Here is an 18,998-nt window from a genome sequence, read left to right as displayed (position 1 = left end):
ACGCCCCGCGGGCGGCGGTGGGTCCGTCAGCCCCGGGCGAGCAGCTCGGTCGCGCCGGCCTCCAGTGTCTGCAGCCGGGACCGCGCGTCGGACGCGGACTCGCCCCGCACATCGAGGTAGACCTTGAGTTTGGGCTCGGTGCCGCTCGGACGCACGATGACCCGCGACCCGTCGGCCAGCCACAAGCGCAGCACGTCGCCCGGCGGCACGCCGTCGACGCCTGTCAGCAGGTCGTCGATGCGCGTCACCGCGACCCCGCCGACTTCGGCAGGCGGTGTGGCACGCAGAGCCGCCATGATGCGGCCGATCACCGAGAGGTCGTCGACGCGCAGGGACACCTGGCCGCTGTCGAAGTACCCGAACTCGGCCTGGAACTGTCGTAGCAGGTCACCGGCCTGGGCACCCTGCTCGCGCGCCTCGGCGATGAGCCCGAGCATCGCGACCGCAGCCGAGATGCCGTCCTTGTCGCGCACCGTCTCGGGGTTGACGAGGTAGCCCAGTGCCTCCTCGAACCCGTACACGATGCCGGGGGCGCGGGAGATCCACTTGAAGCCGGTGAGGGTCGCGTGAGAGGACAGGCCGTACCGCTCGGCCACGACGGCCAGCCCCGGCGACGACACCAGCGAGCAGGCCAGCGATGCCGTGCGGTCGGCCCCGCCCGCGGCGGCGCGCCGCGCGGCACGCCATCCCAGCAGCAGGCCGATCTCGTTGCCGGTGAGCCGTCGCCAGCCCTCCGGGTCCTCGGGATCGGGGATCGCGACGGCCAGGCGGTCGGCGTCGGGATCGTTGGCGATGACGAACTCCGCCCCCGCCTCCCGTGCCGCCTGGAAGGCCAGATCCATCGCGCCGGGCTCCTCGGGGTTGGGGAACGCGACCGTCGGGAACGTGCCGTCCGGTTCGATCTGCTCGCTCACCGTCGTGGGAGCCGGGTAGCCCGCCCGCTGGAGCACGCGCGAGAAGGTCTCCCACCCCACGCCGTGCATCGCCGTGTAGACCCACGTCATGCCGCCCGCTCCCGGAGGGGCGGGTGCGACTGCGGCCGTGGCGTCGATGTACGCGTCGACCACCGACTCATCGGCGATCGCGTAGTCGGTCGAGCGGGGGAGCGAGCCGATGTCGCCGGCATCCGCCACCCGCTGGATGTGCCGGGCGATGTCGGCGTCGGCCGGCGGCACGATCTGGGCGCCGTCGTCGTCCCCGCCGAGGTACACCTTGTATCCGTTGTCGTCGGGCGGGTTGTGGCTGGCGGTGACCATGACGCCGGCGGCCGCGCCGAGGTGGCGCACCGCGAAGGCGAGCACCGGGGTGGGCAGCATGCGCGGCAGCAGCACCGCGCGCAGCCCCGCACCTGCGAACAGCTCCGCACTGTCGCGGGCGAACACGTCGGAGTTGCGCCGCCCGTCGTAGCCGATCACGACGGTGGGAGTGGTGCCCGCCGCGGCACGCTCGGTGAGGTAGGCGGCGAGCCCCGCGGCTGCCTGGGCCACGAGCACCCGGTTCATGCGGTTGCTGCCGGCGCCCAGCCGGCCGCGCAGGCCGGCCGTGCCGAACGCGAGTCTGGTGCCGAAACGGTCGGCCAGATCGGCGGATGCCGCGGCATCGCCGGCATCCGCCCGCTCCAGCAGCTGCTCCAACTCGGTGCGGGTCACCGGGTCGGGGTCCTGCGCGAGCCAGGCGCGCGCGGCGTCGATCGGGCCGTTCACAGCGATCCGATCACGCGGGCCAGCAGCGACGAGATGACGGGCTCGGCCTCGCGGCCGGCCTCGAGCACCTCACCGTGGCTGAGGGGGGTCTCCTGGATGCCGGCGGCCATGTTCGTGATGAGGGAGAATCCGAGGATCTCCATGCCGGCCTGCCGCGCGGCGATGGCCTCGAGCGCCGTGGACATGCCGACGATGTCGCCGCCGATGATGCCCGCCATGCGCACCTCTGCGGGCGTCTCGTACTGGGGCCCGCGGAACTGGCAGTACACGCCCTCGTCGAGGGTCGGGTCGATGCCGCGGGCGAGCTCGCGCAGTCGCGGCGAGTACAGGTCGGTGAGGTCGACGAAGGTGGCGCCCTCCAGCGGCGAGGCGCCGGTGAGGTTGATGTGATCGCTGATGAGCACCGGCTGCCCCGGCTTCCACGAGCGTCGCAGGCCCCCCGCCCCGTTGGTGAGGACCATCGTCTTCGCCCCGGTCGCGGCGGCGGTGCGCACGCTGTGCACCACGCGACGCACGCCGTGTCCCTCATAGAAGTGGGTGCGTGCGCCGATGATGAGCACATTGCGGCCCGCCTCGGTGCGGACGCTGCGCAACGTTCCCACGTGGCCTTCCAGCGCGGGGCGGCTGAAGCCGGTGACGTCGGTCGCGGGGAAGACCGCGGTCGTCTCGCCGATCAGCTCGGCGGCCTTGCCCCACCCGCTGCCGAGGGTGAGGGCGATGTCGTGCCGTTCCACGCCCGTGATGCGGGCGATGTCGGCGGCGGCGTCGGCGGCCACGCCGAACGGGTCGGCGGCGGGGTCGTCAAGGGGATGGGAAGTCGTGTCGGACATGCCCCCACTCTAGAACTCGGAGGCGGGGCGGCCACTGCGGCAGGCGGGCCCGACGAGTGCTGGAAGAATAGGGGCATGTCGTTGAGCTTCGAGCGCACCCAGACCGTCGCCGTCCTCGGTGGCGGCCCCGGCGGCTATGAGGCGGCGCTGGCCGCCGCGCAGCTGGGGGCCGAGGTCACGCTCGTGGAGCGGGCGAGCGTGGGAGGCGCGGCGGTTCTCACCGACGTCGTCCCCTCCAAGAGCCTCATCGCCACGGCCGATGCCGCCGTCGCCATCTCCCAGGCCGGCGATCTGGGCGTGCAGCTGTTCGCCCGGGGCGGTGATGGCCGGCCGCTCAAGCCGGAGATCGCGATCAACCTCGCGGCCGTCAACAAGCGCCTGCTCGCGCTGGCGCGCCAGCAGTCCGACGAGATGCGCATCAGCCTCGCCGAGGCGGGGGTGCGCATCGTCTCCGGGTACGGGCGTCTCGAGGGTGATCGTGCCGTGGTGGTGTCCACGGGCCCCGGCGGCACCGACTTCGACCGCGTCGAGGCCGACACGCTCGTGGTGTCGGTGGGCTCCTCTCCGCGGGAGCTTCCCACCGCGCCGCCCGACGGGGAGCGCATCCTCACGTGGACCCAGCTCTACGACATGAAGGTGCTCCCGGAGCACCTCATCGTGGTGGGCTCCGGTGTCACCGGCGCGGAGTTCGCCGGCGCTTACATGAACCTCGGCGCCGAGGTCACCCTCGTCTCCAGCCGCGCCCACGTGCTGCCGGGCGAGGACCCGGATGCCGCGGCGGTGCTGGAGCGGGTCTTCACGCGGGGCGGGATGCACGTGCTCTCCAAGGCCCGCGCCCAGCAGGTCGAGCGCACCGCCGACGGCGTGCGGGTGACGCTCTCCGACGGGCGCACCGTCGAAGGCAGCCACTGTCTGATGGCCGTCGGCTCGGTCCCCAACACCGCCGGGATCGGGTTGGAGGAAGCAGGAGTGCAGCTGACCGAGTCCGGCCACATCCGGGTCAACCGCGTTGCGCGCACGTCCGTGCCCAACATCTACGCCGCCGGCGACTGCACCACCTTCGTGCCGCTCGCGTCGGTCGCCTCCATGCAGGGGCGCACCGCCGTCTTCCACGCGCTCGGCGACACCGTGATCCCGCTGGAGCGCCGGCGCATCACCGCGAACATCTTCACCGCCCCGGAGATCGCCACCGTCGGGTGGCAGCAGGCCGACATCGACGCGGGACTGGTCGACGCGGTCGTGCACAAGCTGCCGCTGGCGGCCAACCCGCGGGCGAAGATGATGGGCGTGCGCGACGGATTCGTCAAGCTCATCGCGCGCCAGGGCAGCGGCACCGTGCTCGGCGGCGTCATCGTCGCCCCGCGCGCCTCCGAGCTCATCTACCCGATCGCCATCGCGGTGGAGCGCCGCCTGAGCGTCGACCAGGTCTCGCGTGTCTTCGCGGTGTACCCCTCGCTCTCGGGCTCCATCACCGATGCCGCCCGCGCGATGCACATCGTCGACCGCACGCCCGAAGCGCGCGGCTGATCAGGCGCGCAGCCGAGCGCGCCGGCTGAGCTGCATCGCGGCATCCGGCGCCGGTTCCGGAGCGACTCCGGCCGGCGTGGGCCAGCCGGGTCAGATGATCGTCAGCAGCAGGTGACCGGCCGCCACCGTCGAGCCGGGTTCTGCGTCGATCGCCGAGACGACGCCGTCCTTGTGCGCCTGGATCGGCTGCTCCATCTTCATCGCCTCGAGCACGACCACCAGATCGCCCTTGACGACCTGCTGGCCGTCGGCGACGGCGACCTTGACGATGGTGGCCTGCATGGGCGATGTCACCGCGTCACCGGAGGCACCCGCGACGACCGTCGGGGCGTGGGTGCGCCGTGACGGCGGCACGGCGGCGGGCCGGCCCACCTTCGTCGGCACGGCGATGCGATCGGGAAGGCTCACCTCCAGCCGCTTGCCGGCGACCTCCACGACGACGGTGTGACGGTCCTCTCCGGCGCCGGTCGCATCCGCTTCGCCGTCCCACGGCGGGATGTCGTTGTCGAACTCCGTCTCGATCCACCGGGTGAACACGCCGAACCGGCCGTCCGCCGCGGTGAAGGCCGGGTCGCGCACCACCTTGCGGTGGAAGGGGAGCACGGTGGGCATGCCGGCGACCTCGAACTCGTCCAGCGCGCGGCGGGCGCGCTCCAGCGCCTCCGCCCGGTCGCGGCCGGTCACGATGATCTTCCCCAGCAGCGAGTCGAACGCGCCCGAGACCACGTCACCGGCGGTGACGCCGGAATCGAGACGGATGCCGGGGCCGCCGAACGTCTTGAACACGTGGATGCGACCGGGCTGGGGGAGGAAGCCGCGCCCGGGGTCCTCCCCGTTGATGCGGAACTCGATGGAGTGGCCCGTCGGCTCGGGGTCGACCCCGTCGAGCAGGCCGCCCTCGGCGATGCGGAACTGCTCGCGCACCAGGTCGATGCCGGTGACCTCCTCGGAGACCGGGTGCTCGACCTGCAGCCGTGTGTTGACCTCGAGGAACGAGATGGTGCCGTCGGCGCCGATGAGGAACTCGCACGTTCCCGCGCCGACGTAGCCGACCTCGGCGAGGATCGCCTTCGACGCCGAGTAGAGCACCTCGTTCTGCTCCGGGGTGAGGAAGGGGGCCGGCGCCTCCTCGACGAGCTTCTGGTGGCGCCGCTGCAGCGAGCAGTCGCGGGTGGAGACGACCACCACGGTGCCTGCGGAGTCGGCCAGGCACTGCGTTTCCACGTGACGCGGGCGATCGAGGTACTTCTCCACGAAGCACTCGCCGCGGCCGAAGGCCGTGATGGCCTCTCGCGTGGCGGAGGCGAACTGCTCGGCGATCTCGTCGAACTCCCGTGCGACCTTCAGGCCGCGGCCGCCGCCGCCGTAGGCGGCCTTGATGGCGATGGGCAGCCCGTGCTCACGGGCGAAGGCGGTCACTTCGTCGGCGCTGGAGACCGGACCGGGGGTGCCGGGAGCCAGCGGTGCGCCCACCCGTTCGGCGACGTGGCGCGCGGTGACCTTGTCGCCCAGCGCCTCGATGGCCTCCGGCGACGGTCCGATCCAGACGAGGCCCGCCGCGATGACGGCGCGGGCGAACTCGGCGTTCTCGGCGAGGAAGCCGTAGCCGGGGTGCACGGCATCCGCTCCCGATCGCCGCGCCACCGAGAGGATCTTCTCGATCGACAGGTAGGTGTCGGCGCTCGTGGCGCCGTCCAGGGAGTATGCCTCGTCGGCGAGGCGGGCGTGCATGGCGTCGCGATCCTGCTCGGCGTAGACCGCGACGGAGGCCTTGCCGCAGTCGCGAGCGGCACGGATGATGCGGACGGCGATCTCGCCGCGGTTCGCGATGAGCACCTTGGCGATAGCAGGCATGGATGTCAGCCTAGCGAGGCTGGAGGGGTGTTCTTTGGATCCGTCGCACAAGAAAATTCCGAAAACGTCTGTGGAGATCCATCAAGCCCAGAGGGTGTGCCACGGCACGCCGAGTTCGCGGGCGAGGCGGCGCACGGTCGGGAGGGACATGCCCACCACCGTCGAGGGGTCGCCGTCGATCGCGTCGATGAAGGGTGCTCCGAGACTGTCGATGGTGAAGGCCCCGGCCACGTGCAGCGGTTCGCCGGTGGCGACGTACGCCTCGATCTCGGCGTCGTCGATGTCGGCGGCGAAGGTGACGGATGCCGCGGCGACAGCGTTCGCCTGCGCGGCGGGCCGCCCGCCGCCGACGCGCACGACGCTGTGGCCGGAGTGCAGGATGCCGGTGCGCCCTCGCATGCCCCGCCAGCGCGCGATCGCGGCCTCGGCCGTGTAGGGCTTGCCGAGGATCTCTCCGTCGAGCTCGAACATCGAGTCGCCGCCGATGACGAGGCCGTCGAAGCCGCTCGCCGCGACCCGCGCGGCGACGTCGTCGGCTTTGCGCCGGGCCAGCAGCAGCACGTGCTCATCCGCGGGGAGCGTCCGGGCCTCGGACCGCTCGACTTCGGCGATGACGGCCTCCTCGTCCACCTCCGGGGCGACGATCAGCGGTTCGACACCTGCCTGGCGCAGCAGCATCAGACGGGCGGGGGAGGTGGATGCCAGGCACACGCGCATCGTCCCAGCGTAGGGTGCCCCTCAGCCCGGTGTGCGAGCATCGAAGGATGGCCGTTTCCCCGGGCGCACAAGACGCCCTCATCGATCTCGACATCACCGACGTGGCGCACGGCGGGGTGTTCGTCGGTCGCCACGAGGGCCGGGTCGTGTTCGTCCCGGACACCCTTCCGGGTGAGCGGGTGCGCGTGCGGCTCACCGACGTCGGCAAGGCCTCGTACTGGCGAGGCGAGGTGCTGGAGGTCCTCGAGGCCTCACCCCACCGCAGGCCGCACGTCTGGCGGCAGGCCGACGTGGACGTGGATCCCTCCGAGCGGCCCGGCGGCGCGGACTTCGGGCACATCGAGCTCGCCCACCAGCGCGAGCTGAAGCAGCGCGTGCTGACCGACGCCCTCCAGCGCATGGGCGGGCTCTCCCTGCCCGTGACCGTGGCCGCCGTCGACGACGGCGACGGCACCGGCTGGCGCACGCGGGTGAGCCTGCACGTCGATGCCGACGGGCGCGTCGGCCCCTACGCCGCACGCACCCACCACGTCGTGAGCGTCGACGACCACCCCCTGGCGGCCCCTGCCCTGGCGGAGGCCGCGCTGCGGCTGACCGCGTCCGAGCCGGGCCGCATCGATCTCGTCCTGCCCGCCGACGGCGTGGTGCGGGTGCTGCCGCGTCCCGAGCGGTCCCGCCCGGCCGGGCCGCGACGCCCGGGCCGCGGGGCGCGACGCCCTGCCCCCCGTCCCGCCGCGGCGCGCCGCGACCCGGCCCGTGAGGTCGTGCTCGAGCGGGCAGGCGGCCGCGACTTCCGGGTCGACGCCGGGGGCTTCTGGCAGGTGCACCGCGAGGCCGCCGACGCACTGGGCGGGCTCGTCGGGACGCACCTGCGCGCCGCGGCGCCCGACGGGCTCGACGCCGATGCGCTGCACCTGGACCTCTACGGCGGCGTGGGACTGTTCGCCGCCGTCATCGGCGACCTGGGCGGCCCGGCGACCCGCATGATCAGCGTGGAAGCCGATGAGCGGGCCACCGAGCACGCGGGAGAGAACCTCTCGTCGTGGGTGGGCGCCCGTGCCGAGACCGGTCGCGTCGACCGGTGGCTGCAGCGCTGGAGCAGCGACGCGTCGCCCCGTGACCGGGAGCGTCTCGCACGCGGCGTGGTGGTCCTCGACCCGCCGCGCTCCGGGGCGGGACGCGAGGTGGTCACCGCGCTGGCGTCCCTCGAACCCGAGACGGTCGTCTACGTCGCATGCGATCCCGTCGCCCTCGCCCGCGACATCGCGACCTTCCGGGACGCCGGCTACGAGGCATCGCGCATCGATGCGCTCGACATCTTCCCCCACTCCCACCATGTCGAGGCGGTCGCCACACTCAATCGCACGCGACCGCGGCGCTAGCATGGCCAGCATGATCCGCGTGGCACTCATCGACGACCACGAGTCGGTGCGCCTCGGGCTGGAGGCCGCCTCGCATCGCTCCGGCACGCAGCACGTCGTCTTCTCCGGCAGCACCGTGACCGAATACCTCGACTGGCGCCGGTACAGCAGGCAGGCGCCGGCGGACGTCGTCGTGCTCGACCTGACCCTGGGCGACGGCGCCACCGTGACCGAGAACGTCTCCCGCCTGGTCGCCGACGGCTCCAGCATCATCATCCACAGCGTCGCCGACCGACCCGCGACCGTGCGCGAGGCACTCGCCGCCGGCGCCGTCGGGGTCATCAGCAAGGCCAGCCCCATCGACGAGGTCATCGAAGCCGTGCAGACGGTCGCAGACGGTCACCACCTCGACAACGTCGAGTGGGCCAGTGCCGTCGAGGGCGACCGTGCCTTCGCCGACGCGCAGCTGTCCGCGCGCGAGCGCGACGTGCTGCGCCTGTACGCTGCGGGCCTGCCGCTGAAGGTCGTCGCCGACCGGCTGGGGGTGGCGTACTCCACCGCGAAGGAGAACATCACGCGCGTGCGATACAAGTACGTCGAGGTCGGCCGCCCGGCGCCGACCAAGGTCGATCTCGCGCGCCGCGCGATGGAGGACGGGCTCCTCACCCAGCCCAACGAGATCCCCGGTGTCCGCTGAGGCCACGCGCCGTGTGCTCGCACAGGCGCACGGAACGTTCCCTCACGCCGCCGACACCGTGGCCGGCATGGCCACGTTCACCCGCGCCCGGGTGGAGCGGTTCACCTCGCTGACCGTCGGCGCGGGATGCATCGCCCTCGGCATCCAGGCGCTGGTGACCGCGCTGTCCGCCACGCAGGAGCAGTCGGACTGGCGCACGGCGCTCATGATCGTGGTGTTCGTGCCGTTGCTGGCGATGATCGTCGGATGCCTGATCGGTCGCGGCGTGCGCCTGACCACCGGCGTCTTCGCGGTGGCCTACCCGCTCGCGCTGCTGGCCTGGCCGCTGGCGGCGACATCGATGCCGACCTCCCCGGAGGGCGGGCCGTGGATCTGGCTTCTCCTGAACGTCGCCACGGTCGCCGCGATCCTCGCCTTCCCGCCGCCGCTGCAGGTGGTGTGGGCGGTGCTGGTGCCGGTGGAGTACGGCGTCGTGCGGCTGACGCAGGTGGGCTTCGCGGCGGACTTCGTCGCGCCGGTGCTGCTGGACGTCGTCTACGCGATCATCCTCGCCACCGTGCTGCTGACCCTGGACCGCGTGTACCGTGCCGTGGCGACCGGCGTCGACCGGGCTCGTGGCGAGGCGGTGGCCTCCTACGCCGCGGCGGCCGCCGCCGATGCCGCGGAGCGCGAGCGGGTGGCCGTGGCCGCGCTCATGCACGACAGCGTGCTGGCGGCGCTCATCGCCGCGGAACGCGCCGACACCCCGCGCAAGCAGGCACTGGCCGTGGCCATGGCGCAGGAGGCGCTCACGCGGCTGGCCAACGCCGAGCAAGACGTCGGTGAAGGGCCGGATGTGCCGCTGCCGGCGGCCGAGCTGATCGACCGCCTGGAGGCGGCCGGCCGGGAAGTCGGGCTGGACCTGCAGGTGGAGCGTCGGCTGACGGACCCGTGCCTGACGGTGCCCGGTCGGGTGGCGCGTGCGCTCGTGCTGGCGGCGACCCAGGCCGTCGCCAATGCCGTGGAGCACGCTGCGGGGGCCGGGCTGGCCGTCACCGTGGCCGACGGGGAGACGCCGGGTCGCGTGCGGATCGTCGTGCGCGACGATGGCAGCGGCTTCGACCTCGGCACCGTCCCCGACGACCGGCTCGGCATCCGCGCGTCCATCTATGCCCGGGTTGCGGCGGTGGGGGGAGTCGCCAAGGTCGAGTCCGCCGCCACCGGTACCTGCGTCACGCTGGAATGGGGTCCGTCGACATGAGACTGCAGCCTCGGACGGTGCTGTCCGCGCTCGGGGTGGCCTTCACCACCTATCTCGGTCTCGGCTGGCCATGGTGGGACGGCGACGCCGCGAACGGCTGGGTGGTGGCGGCGGCGGTGGCGCTCTACCTCGCCACGTCGTGGCTGTGCATCTTCTGGGAGCCGAGCGTGTTCGCGCGGCGAACCCATGCTCCGTCGGGGGAGGACACCGGCATGACGACCGGCGTCAGCGGCCCCACCCGCCTCCCGACCTGGGTGGGGGTGCTCGCGCTCGTGTCGACGGTGGTCGTCCCCGCTCTCATCTGGACGGGCGTCGCCCCCGACGCACGGGATCAGTTGCACGCCACGTGGACCATCGGGGCGATCGGCGCACTCATGGTCATCGTCGTCGTGCGTCGACGACCTTTCATCGGCTTCACCGGCATCCTCCTGCTCGCCGCGCAGAGCTTCGCGTGGATCGGGCCGCTGCCTGCGTTGTCGCTCGGACTGGTGGGGTCGGTGATGTGGACCGCCACCGCCCAGCTGCTGATGTGGTCGACTGACCGTGCCTCCCGTGAGAGCACGCAGCTCGGCGAACTGCAGCGCGCCGCATCCGAGTGGCTCGCCTCGCAGGCCGGACGCCAGCGCGAGCGGCGCGTGCAGGTGCAGCGGGCGCTGGCGGTGGCAGGTCCCGTCCTCACACGGACGATCGCCGCCGGCGGCGACCTCGACCCGCAGGAGCGTGAGCTGGCGAGGCTGGCCGAAGGGCGGCTGCGCGACGAGCTGCGCGGGCGGCGACTGCTCGACGACGACGTGCGCGGCGTGCTCGAGGCGGCGCGCCAGCGCGGGGCGAACGTCACGGTGCTCGACGAGGGCGGCCTGGACGGTCTCGGGGAGCGGGGACTCCGGGAGGTGCGGGCGCAGCTGGCGGACGTGCTGCGCAACGCCGGATCCGAGCGGATCTACATCCGCACCGCGCCGCACGAGACGGTGGCCGTCACGGTGGTCGGGCGCTCCCGTTCCGATGGCGAGGACACGGTGGACCTGTGGCGGGAGATCGAGCTGCCGGGCCGCGACTCTTGAGAGCGGGGCTGCCCGCCCCTCGCGGCGATGCCGTGCATCCGGCGGGAGGGGTCCGTCGCGCCGGACGAACGGCGCGGGAAGAGAGAAGGCGAGGGGCGGCGAAGCCGCCCGCCCCTCGCCGTGCGGAGCGGTTACCCGAAAACCTCTCCGCGGGTGGGCCGGATCTCGGATTCGAAGATTCGAAGCGAGTCGACCGACGCAGAATTGCGTTCAGCTCCTTCAGTATGCGAGACCGTGCAAGCGGATGTCTGTAGGTACTTTGGGGGACACCGCCGGTGCGGGGTCAGCCGACTCCGCCGCGCCAGCCCGCAGCCCGGTGCAGCGGGCGGCGCAGGCCGCGCGCGGCCAGCTCCCACCCGGGACGCACCGGCGGATCGTCGACGACCGCTGCGGCCGCCTCGCGGTGGTACGCCTCGGTGACCACGGCGACCACGGCAGCGAGATCCTCTTCGGTCGGGCTGCCGCGGCGCACGTCGACGCGGATGCGGGCATCGCCGGGGGTCTGGGCGGTCACAGCGGAATGTTCCCGTGCTTCTTCGGCGGCAGGCTCGCGCGCTTGCCGCGCAGCGACCGCAGCGCCTTCGCCACCGCCACGCGGGTCTGGGCCGGCTCGATGATGCCGTCCAGCTCCCCGCGCTCGGCGGCGAGGAACGGGGATGCCACGTTGTACGTGTACTCGGATGCCAGACGCGCGCGCACGGCGGCGACGTCCTCGCCGGCATCCTGGGCGCGGCGGATCTCGCCCCGGTAGAGGATGTTCACCGCGCCCTGACCGCCCATCACGGCGATCTCGGCCGTCGGCCAGGCGAGGTTCACGTCGGCGCCCAGCTGCTTGGAGCCCATGACGATGTACGCGCCGCCGTAGGCCTTGCGCAGGATCACGGTCACCAGCGGCACCGTGGCCTCGGCGTAGGCGTACAGCAGCTTCGCACCGCGGCGGATGACGCCCGTCCACTCCTGGTCGGTGCCGGGAAGGTAGCCCGGGACGTCCACGAGGGTGACGATCGGCACCGAGAACGCATCGCAGAAGCGCACGAAGCGGCTCGCCTTCTCGCCGGCTTCGATGTTGAGGGTGCCCGCCATCTGAGAGGGCTGGTTGGCGATGATGCCGACGGTGCGGCCCTCGACCCGCCCGAACCCGATGACGATGTTGGGGGCGAACAGCGGCTGCACCTCGAGGAAATCGCCGGAGTCGACGAGGTGGGCGATGACCTGATGGATGTCGTACGGCTGGTTCGCCGAGTCCGGGATGATCGTGTTCAGGAAGCGGTCGGAGTCCGTCGTCTCCCACTCGAACTCGTTCTCGTACACCGGCAGCTCGGCCATGTTGTTGTCGGGCAGGAACCCGATCAGCGTGCGGGCGTAGTCGAGGGCGTCGTCCTCGTCTTCTGCGAGGTAGTGCGCCACGCCCGAGCGGGTGTTGTGGGTGTGCGCGCCGCCGAGCTCCTCCATGCCGACGTCCTCGCCGGTGACGGTCTTGATGACGTCCGGGCCGGTGACGAACATCTGGCTGGTCTTGTCGACCATGATCACGAAGTCGGTCAGCGCAGGGGAGTAGACCGCGCCACCGGCCGCCGGGCCCATGATGATCGAGATCTGAGGGATGACGCCGGAGGCGGCGGTGTTCAGACGGAAGATCTCCCCGTACTTGCCGAGGGCCACCACGCCCTCCTGGATGCGGGCCCCGCCGGAGTCCAGCATGCCGATGATCGGCATCCCGCCCCGCAGAGCCAGCTGCATCACCTTGATGATCTTCTCGCCGGCGACCTCGCCGAGTGACCCGCCGAAGGTGGAGAAGTCCTGCGCGTACACCGCGACGGTGCGGCCATGGATCGTGCCCGTACCCGTGACGACCGAGTCGCCGTAGGGGCGGGAGCGATCCATGCCGAACGCGGTGGTGCGGTGGCGGACGTACTCGTCGATCTCGACGAACGATCCGGGATCCACCAGCAGTTCGATGCGCTCGCGGGCGGTGAGCTTGCCTTTGGCATGCTGCTTCTCGCGCGCGGTGGCCTCGGCGTCGAGGACCGCCTCTTGATAGCGGTTGCGCAGATCGGCGATCTTGCCGGCGGTCGTGGAGAGGTCGGGCTGGTCCGTCACCGTTCCACCCTAGCGACCGCGCACCCGCGGGAGTTGGAGGGTGGGCACAACAGGTCAGCGGATCCGCTGTGGGTGACAGTGGTCGGCGTAGGGTGTCGCCATGACGCTCCCCACCGAAGGCTTCCCGCTGGCTGCAGCCGTCTCACCTCGACTGCAGGTCGTCGCCACCACCGACTCCACCAACGCCGATCTGCTGCGCGACGCGGCTGCCGACGTTCCCGGGCATCCGCATCTGTCGGTGCTGCTCACCGACGACCAGCGCGCCGGGCGGGGACGGCTCGACCGGTCGTGGACGACGCCGCCGGGAACCGCCCTGGCGGTGTCGGTGCTCGTGCGGGTGCCGGGCATCCCGGCCTCCGCGCGCGGGTGGATCCCGCTCTGCGCCGGGGCGGCGATGGTGCGGGCCCTGGCCGAGGTGATGAGCGGGCGGTCGCACGACGTGCGATTGAAGTGGCCCAACGACGTGCTGCTGGACGGCGGCAAGGTGTGCGGCATCCTCGCCGAGGTCGTCCCGGGTGACGCGGATGCCGTCGTCATCGGCGCCGGGGTCAACACCGCCATGCGCGAGGCGGACCTGCCGGTCCCCACCGCCACCTCGTTCGCGGCCGTGGGAGTCGACGTCGACCTCGACGATCTCCTCGCCCGCTACCTCACCGTGCTCGACGACCTGCTGCGTCGGCTCGCCGCGGCGGACGGCGACGCGACGGCATCCGGCGTCGCCGTCGACGTCGAGCAGCGCTGCGACACGATCGGTCGTGAGGTGGCGGTGAGCCTGCCCGACGGCGGCGTGCTGCGCGGTCAGGCGGTGCGGCTCGATCCGGCGGGACAGCTCGTCGTCGACGTCGCGGGGGTGGAGACGGCCGTCTCCGCGGGCGACGTCGTGCACGTGCGCTGAACCGCGGTCCGCGCGCCGCGGCGCCGACGTCGGCGGCGCCCGCCACAATGGGCGTGTGACCCAGCCGACCAGTTTCGCCGGGCGCCCCCTCACCCCGGCGCCCGGAGCGCCCACACCCGAACGCAAGGTCGCGCGTGTGCGCGGCCACGCCCGCCGCCTGGTCTGGCCGGCGCTCGTGCTCATCGCCGTGTCCGGAGCGGTCGGGTACTACTGGGACAACCTCCCGGCACCCTTCGAGACGTGGATGCTGCCCACCGCGGCTGCCGCGGTCGTGCTGCTGCTGGTCGTGATGCCGTTCTTCACCTGGCTGTCGCGCACGTACACGATCACCACCCGTCGGGTGATCGCCCGTTCCGGACTGCTGACCACCCATCGCAGCGAGCTGCCGCACGCCCGCGGGTACTCGATCCGTGAGCGGCGCGGCCCCCTGCAGCGGCTGTGGGGGTCGGGCACGCTGATCCTCTCCAACGGCGTGGACGCGCCGCTGGTGATGAAGAACATCCCCGCCGTCATGCTCGTGCACGAGGTGCTCGCCGATCAGGTGGAGGTCAGTCAGATCCTGGCCCACCGGGACTCGCACGCGATCCCCACCGTGGGCGACCCCGGGCCGCCGCCGCCGTTGCCCGGACGCTGAGGCGCGCAGCGGCCTCCAGGCGCGCGGCGTCACAGCCCGCGCGCGATGCGGGAAGATGAAAGAGTCGGAAGGAGCGGCATGGCGCTGCGTGTCGGAGTCGTTGGCGGCGGGCAGCTGGCCCGGATGATGATCGCGCCGGCGGTGGAGCTCGGTGTCGAGCTGCGCGTGCTGGCCGAAGAGCCGGGCATGGCCGCCGCACTCGCGGCGACCGCCGTGGGGGACTACCGCGACGCCGACACGGTGCTCGCGTTCGCGCGCGACGTCGATGTGGTCACGTTCGACCATGAGCACGTGCCGCAGGACGTGCTGCGCGCGCTCGTCGACGCCGGGGTCGCCGTGCACCCGGGCCCCGATGCCCTCCGTTTCGCGCAGGACAAGCTGCTCATGCGTGCGCGCCTGGACGAGCTCGGGATGCCGCAGCCCGACTGGGCCGCCGTCGCCGATGCGACCGGGCTTCAGGCGTTCCTGGACGCCCACGGCGGGCGCGCCGTGGTCAAGACGCCCCGCGGCGGATACGACGGGAAGGGCGTGCGGGTCGTCTCGTCCGCGGCCGAGGCGGAGGACTGGTTCACGGCGCTCGCCGAGGACGCCCGCGGCGGCGAGCTGCTGGTGGAGGAGCTCGTCGACTTCACCCGCGAGCTCGCGCAGCAGGTGGCCCGCCGCCCCTCGGGCGATCTGAGGTCGTACCCGGTGGTCGAGACCGTGCAGCGGGACGGCGTGTGCGCTGAGGTCATCGCCCCCGCCCCGCACGCCGCCGACAGGCTCGTCGAGGTGGCACGCGGTATCGGTGAGGCCATCGCCACGGGTCTCGGCGTCACCGGGATGCTCGCCGTCGAGCTCTTCGAGACCAGTGATCACCGTCTGCTGGTCAACGAACTGGCCATGCGGCCGCACAACAGCGGCCACTGGAGCCAGGACGGCGCCGTGACGGGACAGTTCGAGCAGCACCTGCGTGCGGTGCTCGATCTGCCGCTGGGCGATACCCGGCCGCGCGAGCCCTGGTCGGTGATGGTGAACATCCTGGGCGGTCCGGCGCAGGGTGGCCTCGAGGAGCGGTTCGCCGCTGCACTGGACGCGCACCCTGCCGCCAAGGTGCACACCTACGGCAAGGCCCCTCGGCCCGGACGCAAGGTCGGCCATGTGACGGTGGCCGGCGCGCACCTCGACGACGTCGTGTACGAGTCGCGCGCCGCCGCCGCGCACTTCCTCGAGTGAAGACCGCCCCCTCCGGGCGGGAGCGGGGGAGTGCGGACGCGCGCCGTTGCGGGCAACTTGCAGGCTTGCGCCCTAGCCTTGACGGGTGACCCGGCCGCTGCATTCCTCTGAAGAACCCCTCGTGGGCGTCGTGATGGGCTCAGACTCCGATTGGCGGGTCATGAGCGACGCATCGCAGGCGCTGTCGGATTTCGCCGTGCCCCACGAGGTCGAGGTCGTCTCCGCCCACCGCACTCCTGACAAGCTGCTCCGCTACGGACGCGAGGCCCGCGCCCGTGGTGTCAAGGTGATCATCGCCGGTGCCGGAGGCGCCGCCCACCTGCCCGGCATGCTCGCCTCGGTGACGTCGCTGCCGGTGATCGGTGTGCCGGTGCAGCTGGCCACGCTCGATGGACTCGACTCGCTGCTGAGTATCGTGCAGATGCCCGCGGGCATCCCGGTGGCGACGGTCTCCATCAACGGCGCGAAGAACGCCGGTCTCCTCGCCGTGCGCATGCTCGGTGTCGGCGATGACCGCCTCGCCGACCGGATCGAGGGGTATGCCCGCGACCTCGAGGCCCAGGTCGAGGAGAAGAACCGGCGGCTGAAGGACTCCCTGTGAGCGTTGCCAGTCCGCCGCGGACCGCCGGCTCCCGGACATCCGGCCGCCACTCATTGCTGCAGGAGCGCCCGATGCGGCATCCGGATGCCGGTTCCGCCGAGGTGATGACCCGACGGGCCTGGTGGCTGGTGGTGCTCAACTTCCTGCTGCCCGGCTCCGCCCAGGTGCTGGCCGGCAATCGACGTCTCGGCCGCGTCGGCGTCGCCGCCACGCTCACGATGTGGGTGCTGATCGTCGTGGCGGCGCTCGGCGCGCTGCTCTGGCGCGAGGCCGTGACGACGCTCGGCACCAACTGGTTCGTGCTCACGCTGGTGCAGGTCGTGCTGATCGCCTACGTCGTGCTGTGGGTCGTGCTCACCGTCGACACGCTGCGGCTGGCCCGTCTGGTCCGCACGCGACCGCGCGCCCGCGTCGGCATCGCCGCACTGGCGGTGGCGCTGCTCGTGCTCGCCGGCGGCACGACCGCGTATGCGGCCTACTCGGTGGGCACGCTGCGGGGCGCGTTCGGCAGCATCTTCGGGCAGAGCGGCCCCAGCGTGCCGCCTTCGGACGGCTACTACAACATCCTGCTGCTGGGGGCGGACAGCGGCGACGGCCGCGACTCGATGCGGTTCGACAGCATCTCGGTGGTCTCGATCAACGCCGAGACCGGCGCTGTGACGATCACCGGCATCCCGCGGGACATCCAGAACCCGCCGTTCTCCGCCGGCCCCATGCAGGACCTGTATCCCGACGGCTTCGAGGGGCACGGGGATGCCACCTGCGGCTGGGGCGCCGGCATCAATCAGCTCATGAACGCGGTCGAGGTGTGCCGCGACGGCTCGGGCCTGTACCCCGACGCGGAGTCCGTGGGCTCGACCCCGGCGGTCGAAGCGACCAAGGATGCCGCGGAGGGGGTCCTCGGCATCGAGATCCCCTACTACGTGTTCGTCGACATGCACGGCTTCGCGGACATGATCGACGCTCTCGGCGGCGTCGACATCACCGTCGCCGAGCGACTGCCGAAGGGCGGCGGGCCGGCGTACGACGGCCAGCCCGTCGACGACTGGGCCATCGGCTGGATCGAGGCGGGCGAGCAGCACATGGACGGCGACACCGCCCAGTGGTACGCCCGCTCCCGCTACACCACCAACGACTGGGACCGCATGCAGCGTCAGCGTCAGCTGCAGCAGGCCATGCTCGCCCAGCTGGATCCGGCCACGGTGCTCACCCGGTTCAACGACATCGCGGCGGCCGGGCAGGACCTCATCGAGACGGACGTGCCGCAGTCGATGTTCCCGACCTTCGTCGAGCTGGCGCTCAAGGCCAAGGAGCAGCCCGTCGCGAGCCTGGAGCTGACGCCGATGGGCATCGGCATCGACCCCGACGACCCCGACTACGACCGGGTGCACGAGATCGTGCGGGACGCCCTGCACCCGCCGACGCCCGAGCCGGAGAGCTGAGCGATGACGACGACGCTGCGCGTGGTGCTCGACGCTCCCGCGGCCCCGGGTGATGCGCCGGCCGAGGCCGCGCGTCAGCTTGCGCGGGCGCTGGTGCGCACAGCGCCGCCGGCGTGCGAGGTGGCGGCGGTGGTGCCCGCCATCGCAGACGACGAGATCTCGCGCCTGCACATCGACGTGCCCGGGCTCGCCGACGTCGCTGCCGCTCCGCTGCCGCGGCGCGAACTGGCCGCATCATGGCAGCTCGGCGTCGCCGCCGGGGTCGCCGGCGGCATGATCCACTCGCCCACGTTCCTCGCCCCGCTGGTGCGGCACGACCGGGTCTACGCCCACGAGCAGACCGTCGTGACGCTGTGGGACCTCACCGCCTGGGAGGCTCCGGAGGAGCTCGGGCGCGCGGGCGTGATGTGGCAGAAGGCCATGCTCAAGCGGGCGGTCAAGCACGCCGACGCCGTGGTAGTTCCCAGCCATGCCCACGCCGATGCGCTGCGGCAGGTCGCACCGAAGCTGGGGGATCGCATCCGGGTGATCGCCGGGGCGGCGCCGGAGGGTTTCGCCGCGCCGACCGACGAAGTGGGGCGGCGGCGCTCGCTGGAGCTGCCGGGGGAGTATGTCGTCATCGACGGTGCGGGGCCGGGAGCGGAAATCGCGTTCGCCGGAGTGATGGCCTCCGGCGCGGACCTTCCTGTCGTCGTGATGAACGTGCCGGACGATCGTGCCGCGGCCATCCGGGAGGCGGGCGCGGCAGCGGGGCTCGATGAGTCGCGCCTGCGCGTGCCGGGACCGCTCACCGCGGCGGATCGCGCCGCGGTGCTGGCCGGGGCGACCGCGCTGGTTTCGCCCTCGACCGTGACGGGGTTTCCCTGGGCCGTCGTCGAGGCGCTCACCCTGAGCCTTCCCGTCGTGGTCGCCGACACCCCCGCGAACCGCGAGCTGGTCGTCGACGGGGGAGCGCTCGCGCAGCCGTCGGCCGACGCCATCGGTGAGGCCCTGTCGCAGCTGCTGGGCTCGGATGCCGCACGTTCCCGCGCCGCTGTCCTCGCCGGCGATCGCGGCCGTGCGTTCTCGTGGGCCGGCGCTGCGGAGCGCGTATGGCAGCTGCACGCCGACCTGTGACCCCA

Annotated in this window: 17 protein-coding genes; 11 read left to right on the top strand and 6 right to left on the bottom strand. The window is 72.3% G+C overall.

The genetic code is table 11. The annotated features are described in order from the left end of the window. Nucleotides 1-26 precede the first annotated feature (26 nt). Nucleotides 27-1,703, bottom strand: a complete 1,677-nt coding sequence (locus tag NQ165_RS11430; RefSeq protein WP_257533515.1) for a phospho-sugar mutase — start codon at nt 1,701-1,703, stop codon at nt 27-29. Further along, the gene (locus NQ165_RS11425; RefSeq protein WP_257533513.1) at nt 1,700-2,533 is read right to left on the bottom strand and encodes a purine-nucleoside phosphorylase; all 834 of its coding nucleotides are present in this window, start codon (nt 2,531-2,533) and stop codon (nt 1,700-1,702) included. The genes NQ165_RS11430 and NQ165_RS11425 overlap by 4 nt, the downstream gene beginning before the upstream one ends. Nucleotides 2,534-2,608: 75 nt before the next feature. Here NQ165_RS11425 and NQ165_RS11420 point away from each other — a divergent pair, with 75 nt between their 5' ends. Beyond that, on the top strand, nt 2,609-4,060 hold the full coding sequence (locus tag NQ165_RS11420) for an NAD(P)H-quinone dehydrogenase (protein ID WP_257526507.1): 1,452 nt from the start codon (nt 2,609-2,611) through the stop codon (nt 4,058-4,060). 90 nt (nt 4,061-4,150) lie between these two features. Here NQ165_RS11420 and NQ165_RS11415 read toward each other — a convergent pair whose 3' ends face one another. Beyond that, nucleotides 4,151-5,914: a biotin carboxylase N-terminal domain-containing protein gene (locus tag NQ165_RS11415; RefSeq protein ID WP_257526508.1), complete on the bottom strand. Its 1,764-nt coding sequence runs from the start codon at nt 5,912-5,914 to the stop codon at nt 4,151-4,153. Nucleotides 5,915-5,995: 81 nt separating this feature from the next. Then, a complete protein-coding gene (locus tag NQ165_RS11410) occupies nt 5,996-6,631 on the bottom strand; it encodes a nucleoside triphosphate pyrophosphatase (protein WP_257526509.1) in 636 nt (211 codons plus the stop codon). A 47-nt stretch (nt 6,632-6,678) separates the two neighbouring features. Here NQ165_RS11410 and NQ165_RS11405 point away from each other — a divergent pair, with 47 nt between their 5' ends. Genes NQ165_RS11405 through NQ165_RS11390 form a run of 4 tightly spaced genes read left to right on the top strand, consistent with a single transcriptional unit; the run spans nt 6,679 to nt 10,990 of the window. Further along, on the top strand, nt 6,679-8,013 hold the full coding sequence (locus NQ165_RS11405; protein ID WP_257533511.1) for a class I SAM-dependent RNA methyltransferase: 1,335 nt from the start codon (nt 6,679-6,681) through the stop codon (nt 8,011-8,013). Nucleotides 8,014-8,023: 10 nt separating this feature from the next. Beyond that, complete coding sequence (locus tag NQ165_RS11400) at nt 8,024-8,689, top strand: response regulator transcription factor (RefSeq protein WP_257526511.1); 666 nt, start codon at nt 8,024-8,026, stop codon at nt 8,687-8,689. Further along, nucleotides 8,679-9,929: a sensor histidine kinase gene (locus NQ165_RS11395; protein ID WP_257526513.1), complete on the top strand. Its 1,251-nt coding sequence runs from the start codon at nt 8,679-8,681 to the stop codon at nt 9,927-9,929. The genes NQ165_RS11400 and NQ165_RS11395 overlap by 11 nt, the downstream gene beginning before the upstream one ends. Then, entirely contained in the window at nt 9,926-10,990 is a 1,065-nt protein-coding gene (locus NQ165_RS11390) for a hypothetical protein (protein ID WP_257526514.1), read from the top strand. Before NQ165_RS11395 ends, NQ165_RS11390 begins: the two co-directional genes overlap by 4 nt. A gap of 283 nt (nt 10,991-11,273) precedes the next feature. Here NQ165_RS11390 and NQ165_RS11385 read toward each other — a convergent pair whose 3' ends face one another. Both NQ165_RS11385 and NQ165_RS11380 read right to left on the bottom strand, forming a co-directional pair. Continuing rightward, nucleotides 11,274-11,504: an acyl-CoA carboxylase epsilon subunit gene (locus tag NQ165_RS11385; RefSeq protein WP_257526515.1), complete on the bottom strand. Its 231-nt coding sequence runs from the start codon at nt 11,502-11,504 to the stop codon at nt 11,274-11,276. Beyond that, nucleotides 11,501-13,090 (bottom strand): acyl-CoA carboxylase subunit beta, encoded by a 1,590-nt coding sequence (locus NQ165_RS11380; protein WP_257526516.1) that lies wholly within the window; start codon nt 13,088-13,090, stop codon nt 11,501-11,503. The genes NQ165_RS11385 and NQ165_RS11380 overlap by 4 nt, the downstream gene beginning before the upstream one ends. Nucleotides 13,091-13,190: 100 nt before the next feature. On the opposite strand from NQ165_RS11380, the gene NQ165_RS11375 reads away from it, so the two are divergent. The 6 genes from NQ165_RS11375 to NQ165_RS11350 all read left to right on the top strand — a co-directional run bounded on the left by NQ165_RS11375 (nt 13,191) and on the right by NQ165_RS11350 (nt 18,993). Beyond that, on the top strand, nt 13,191-13,985 hold the full coding sequence (locus NQ165_RS11375; RefSeq protein WP_257526517.1) for a biotin--[acetyl-CoA-carboxylase] ligase: 795 nt from the start codon (nt 13,191-13,193) through the stop codon (nt 13,983-13,985). Between the two features lie 55 nt (nt 13,986-14,040). After that, nucleotides 14,041-14,619, top strand: a complete 579-nt coding sequence (locus NQ165_RS11370; RefSeq protein WP_257526518.1) for a PH domain-containing protein — start codon at nt 14,041-14,043, stop codon at nt 14,617-14,619. 78 nt (nt 14,620-14,697) lie between these two features. Next, the gene (locus NQ165_RS11365) at nt 14,698-15,834 is read left to right on the top strand and encodes a 5-(carboxyamino)imidazole ribonucleotide synthase (protein ID WP_257533509.1); all 1,137 of its coding nucleotides are present in this window, start codon (nt 14,698-14,700) and stop codon (nt 15,832-15,834) included. A gap of 133 nt (nt 15,835-15,967) precedes the next feature. After that, on the top strand, nt 15,968-16,435 hold the full coding sequence (gene purE / locus NQ165_RS11360; RefSeq protein WP_257533568.1) for a 5-(carboxyamino)imidazole ribonucleotide mutase: 468 nt from the start codon (nt 15,968-15,970) through the stop codon (nt 16,433-16,435). After that, the gene (locus NQ165_RS11355) at nt 16,432-17,877 is read left to right on the top strand and encodes an LCP family protein (RefSeq protein WP_257533507.1); all 1,446 of its coding nucleotides are present in this window, start codon (nt 16,432-16,434) and stop codon (nt 17,875-17,877) included. Before purE ends, NQ165_RS11355 begins: the two co-directional genes overlap by 4 nt. Nucleotides 17,878-17,880: 3 nt before the next feature. Beyond that, nucleotides 17,881-18,993 (top strand): glycosyltransferase, encoded by a 1,113-nt coding sequence (locus tag NQ165_RS11350; protein ID WP_257533505.1) that lies wholly within the window; start codon nt 17,881-17,883, stop codon nt 18,991-18,993. Nucleotides 18,994-18,998 lie beyond the last annotated feature (5 nt).

This window comes from Microbacterium sp. zg.Y1084, assembly GCF_024623595.1.
GTDB lineage: Bacteria > Actinomycetota > Actinomycetes > Actinomycetales > Microbacteriaceae > Microbacterium > Microbacterium wangruii.
The sequence above is the reverse complement of the archived record's forward strand: the minus strand, read 5'-3'. Positions and strand labels throughout refer to the sequence as shown.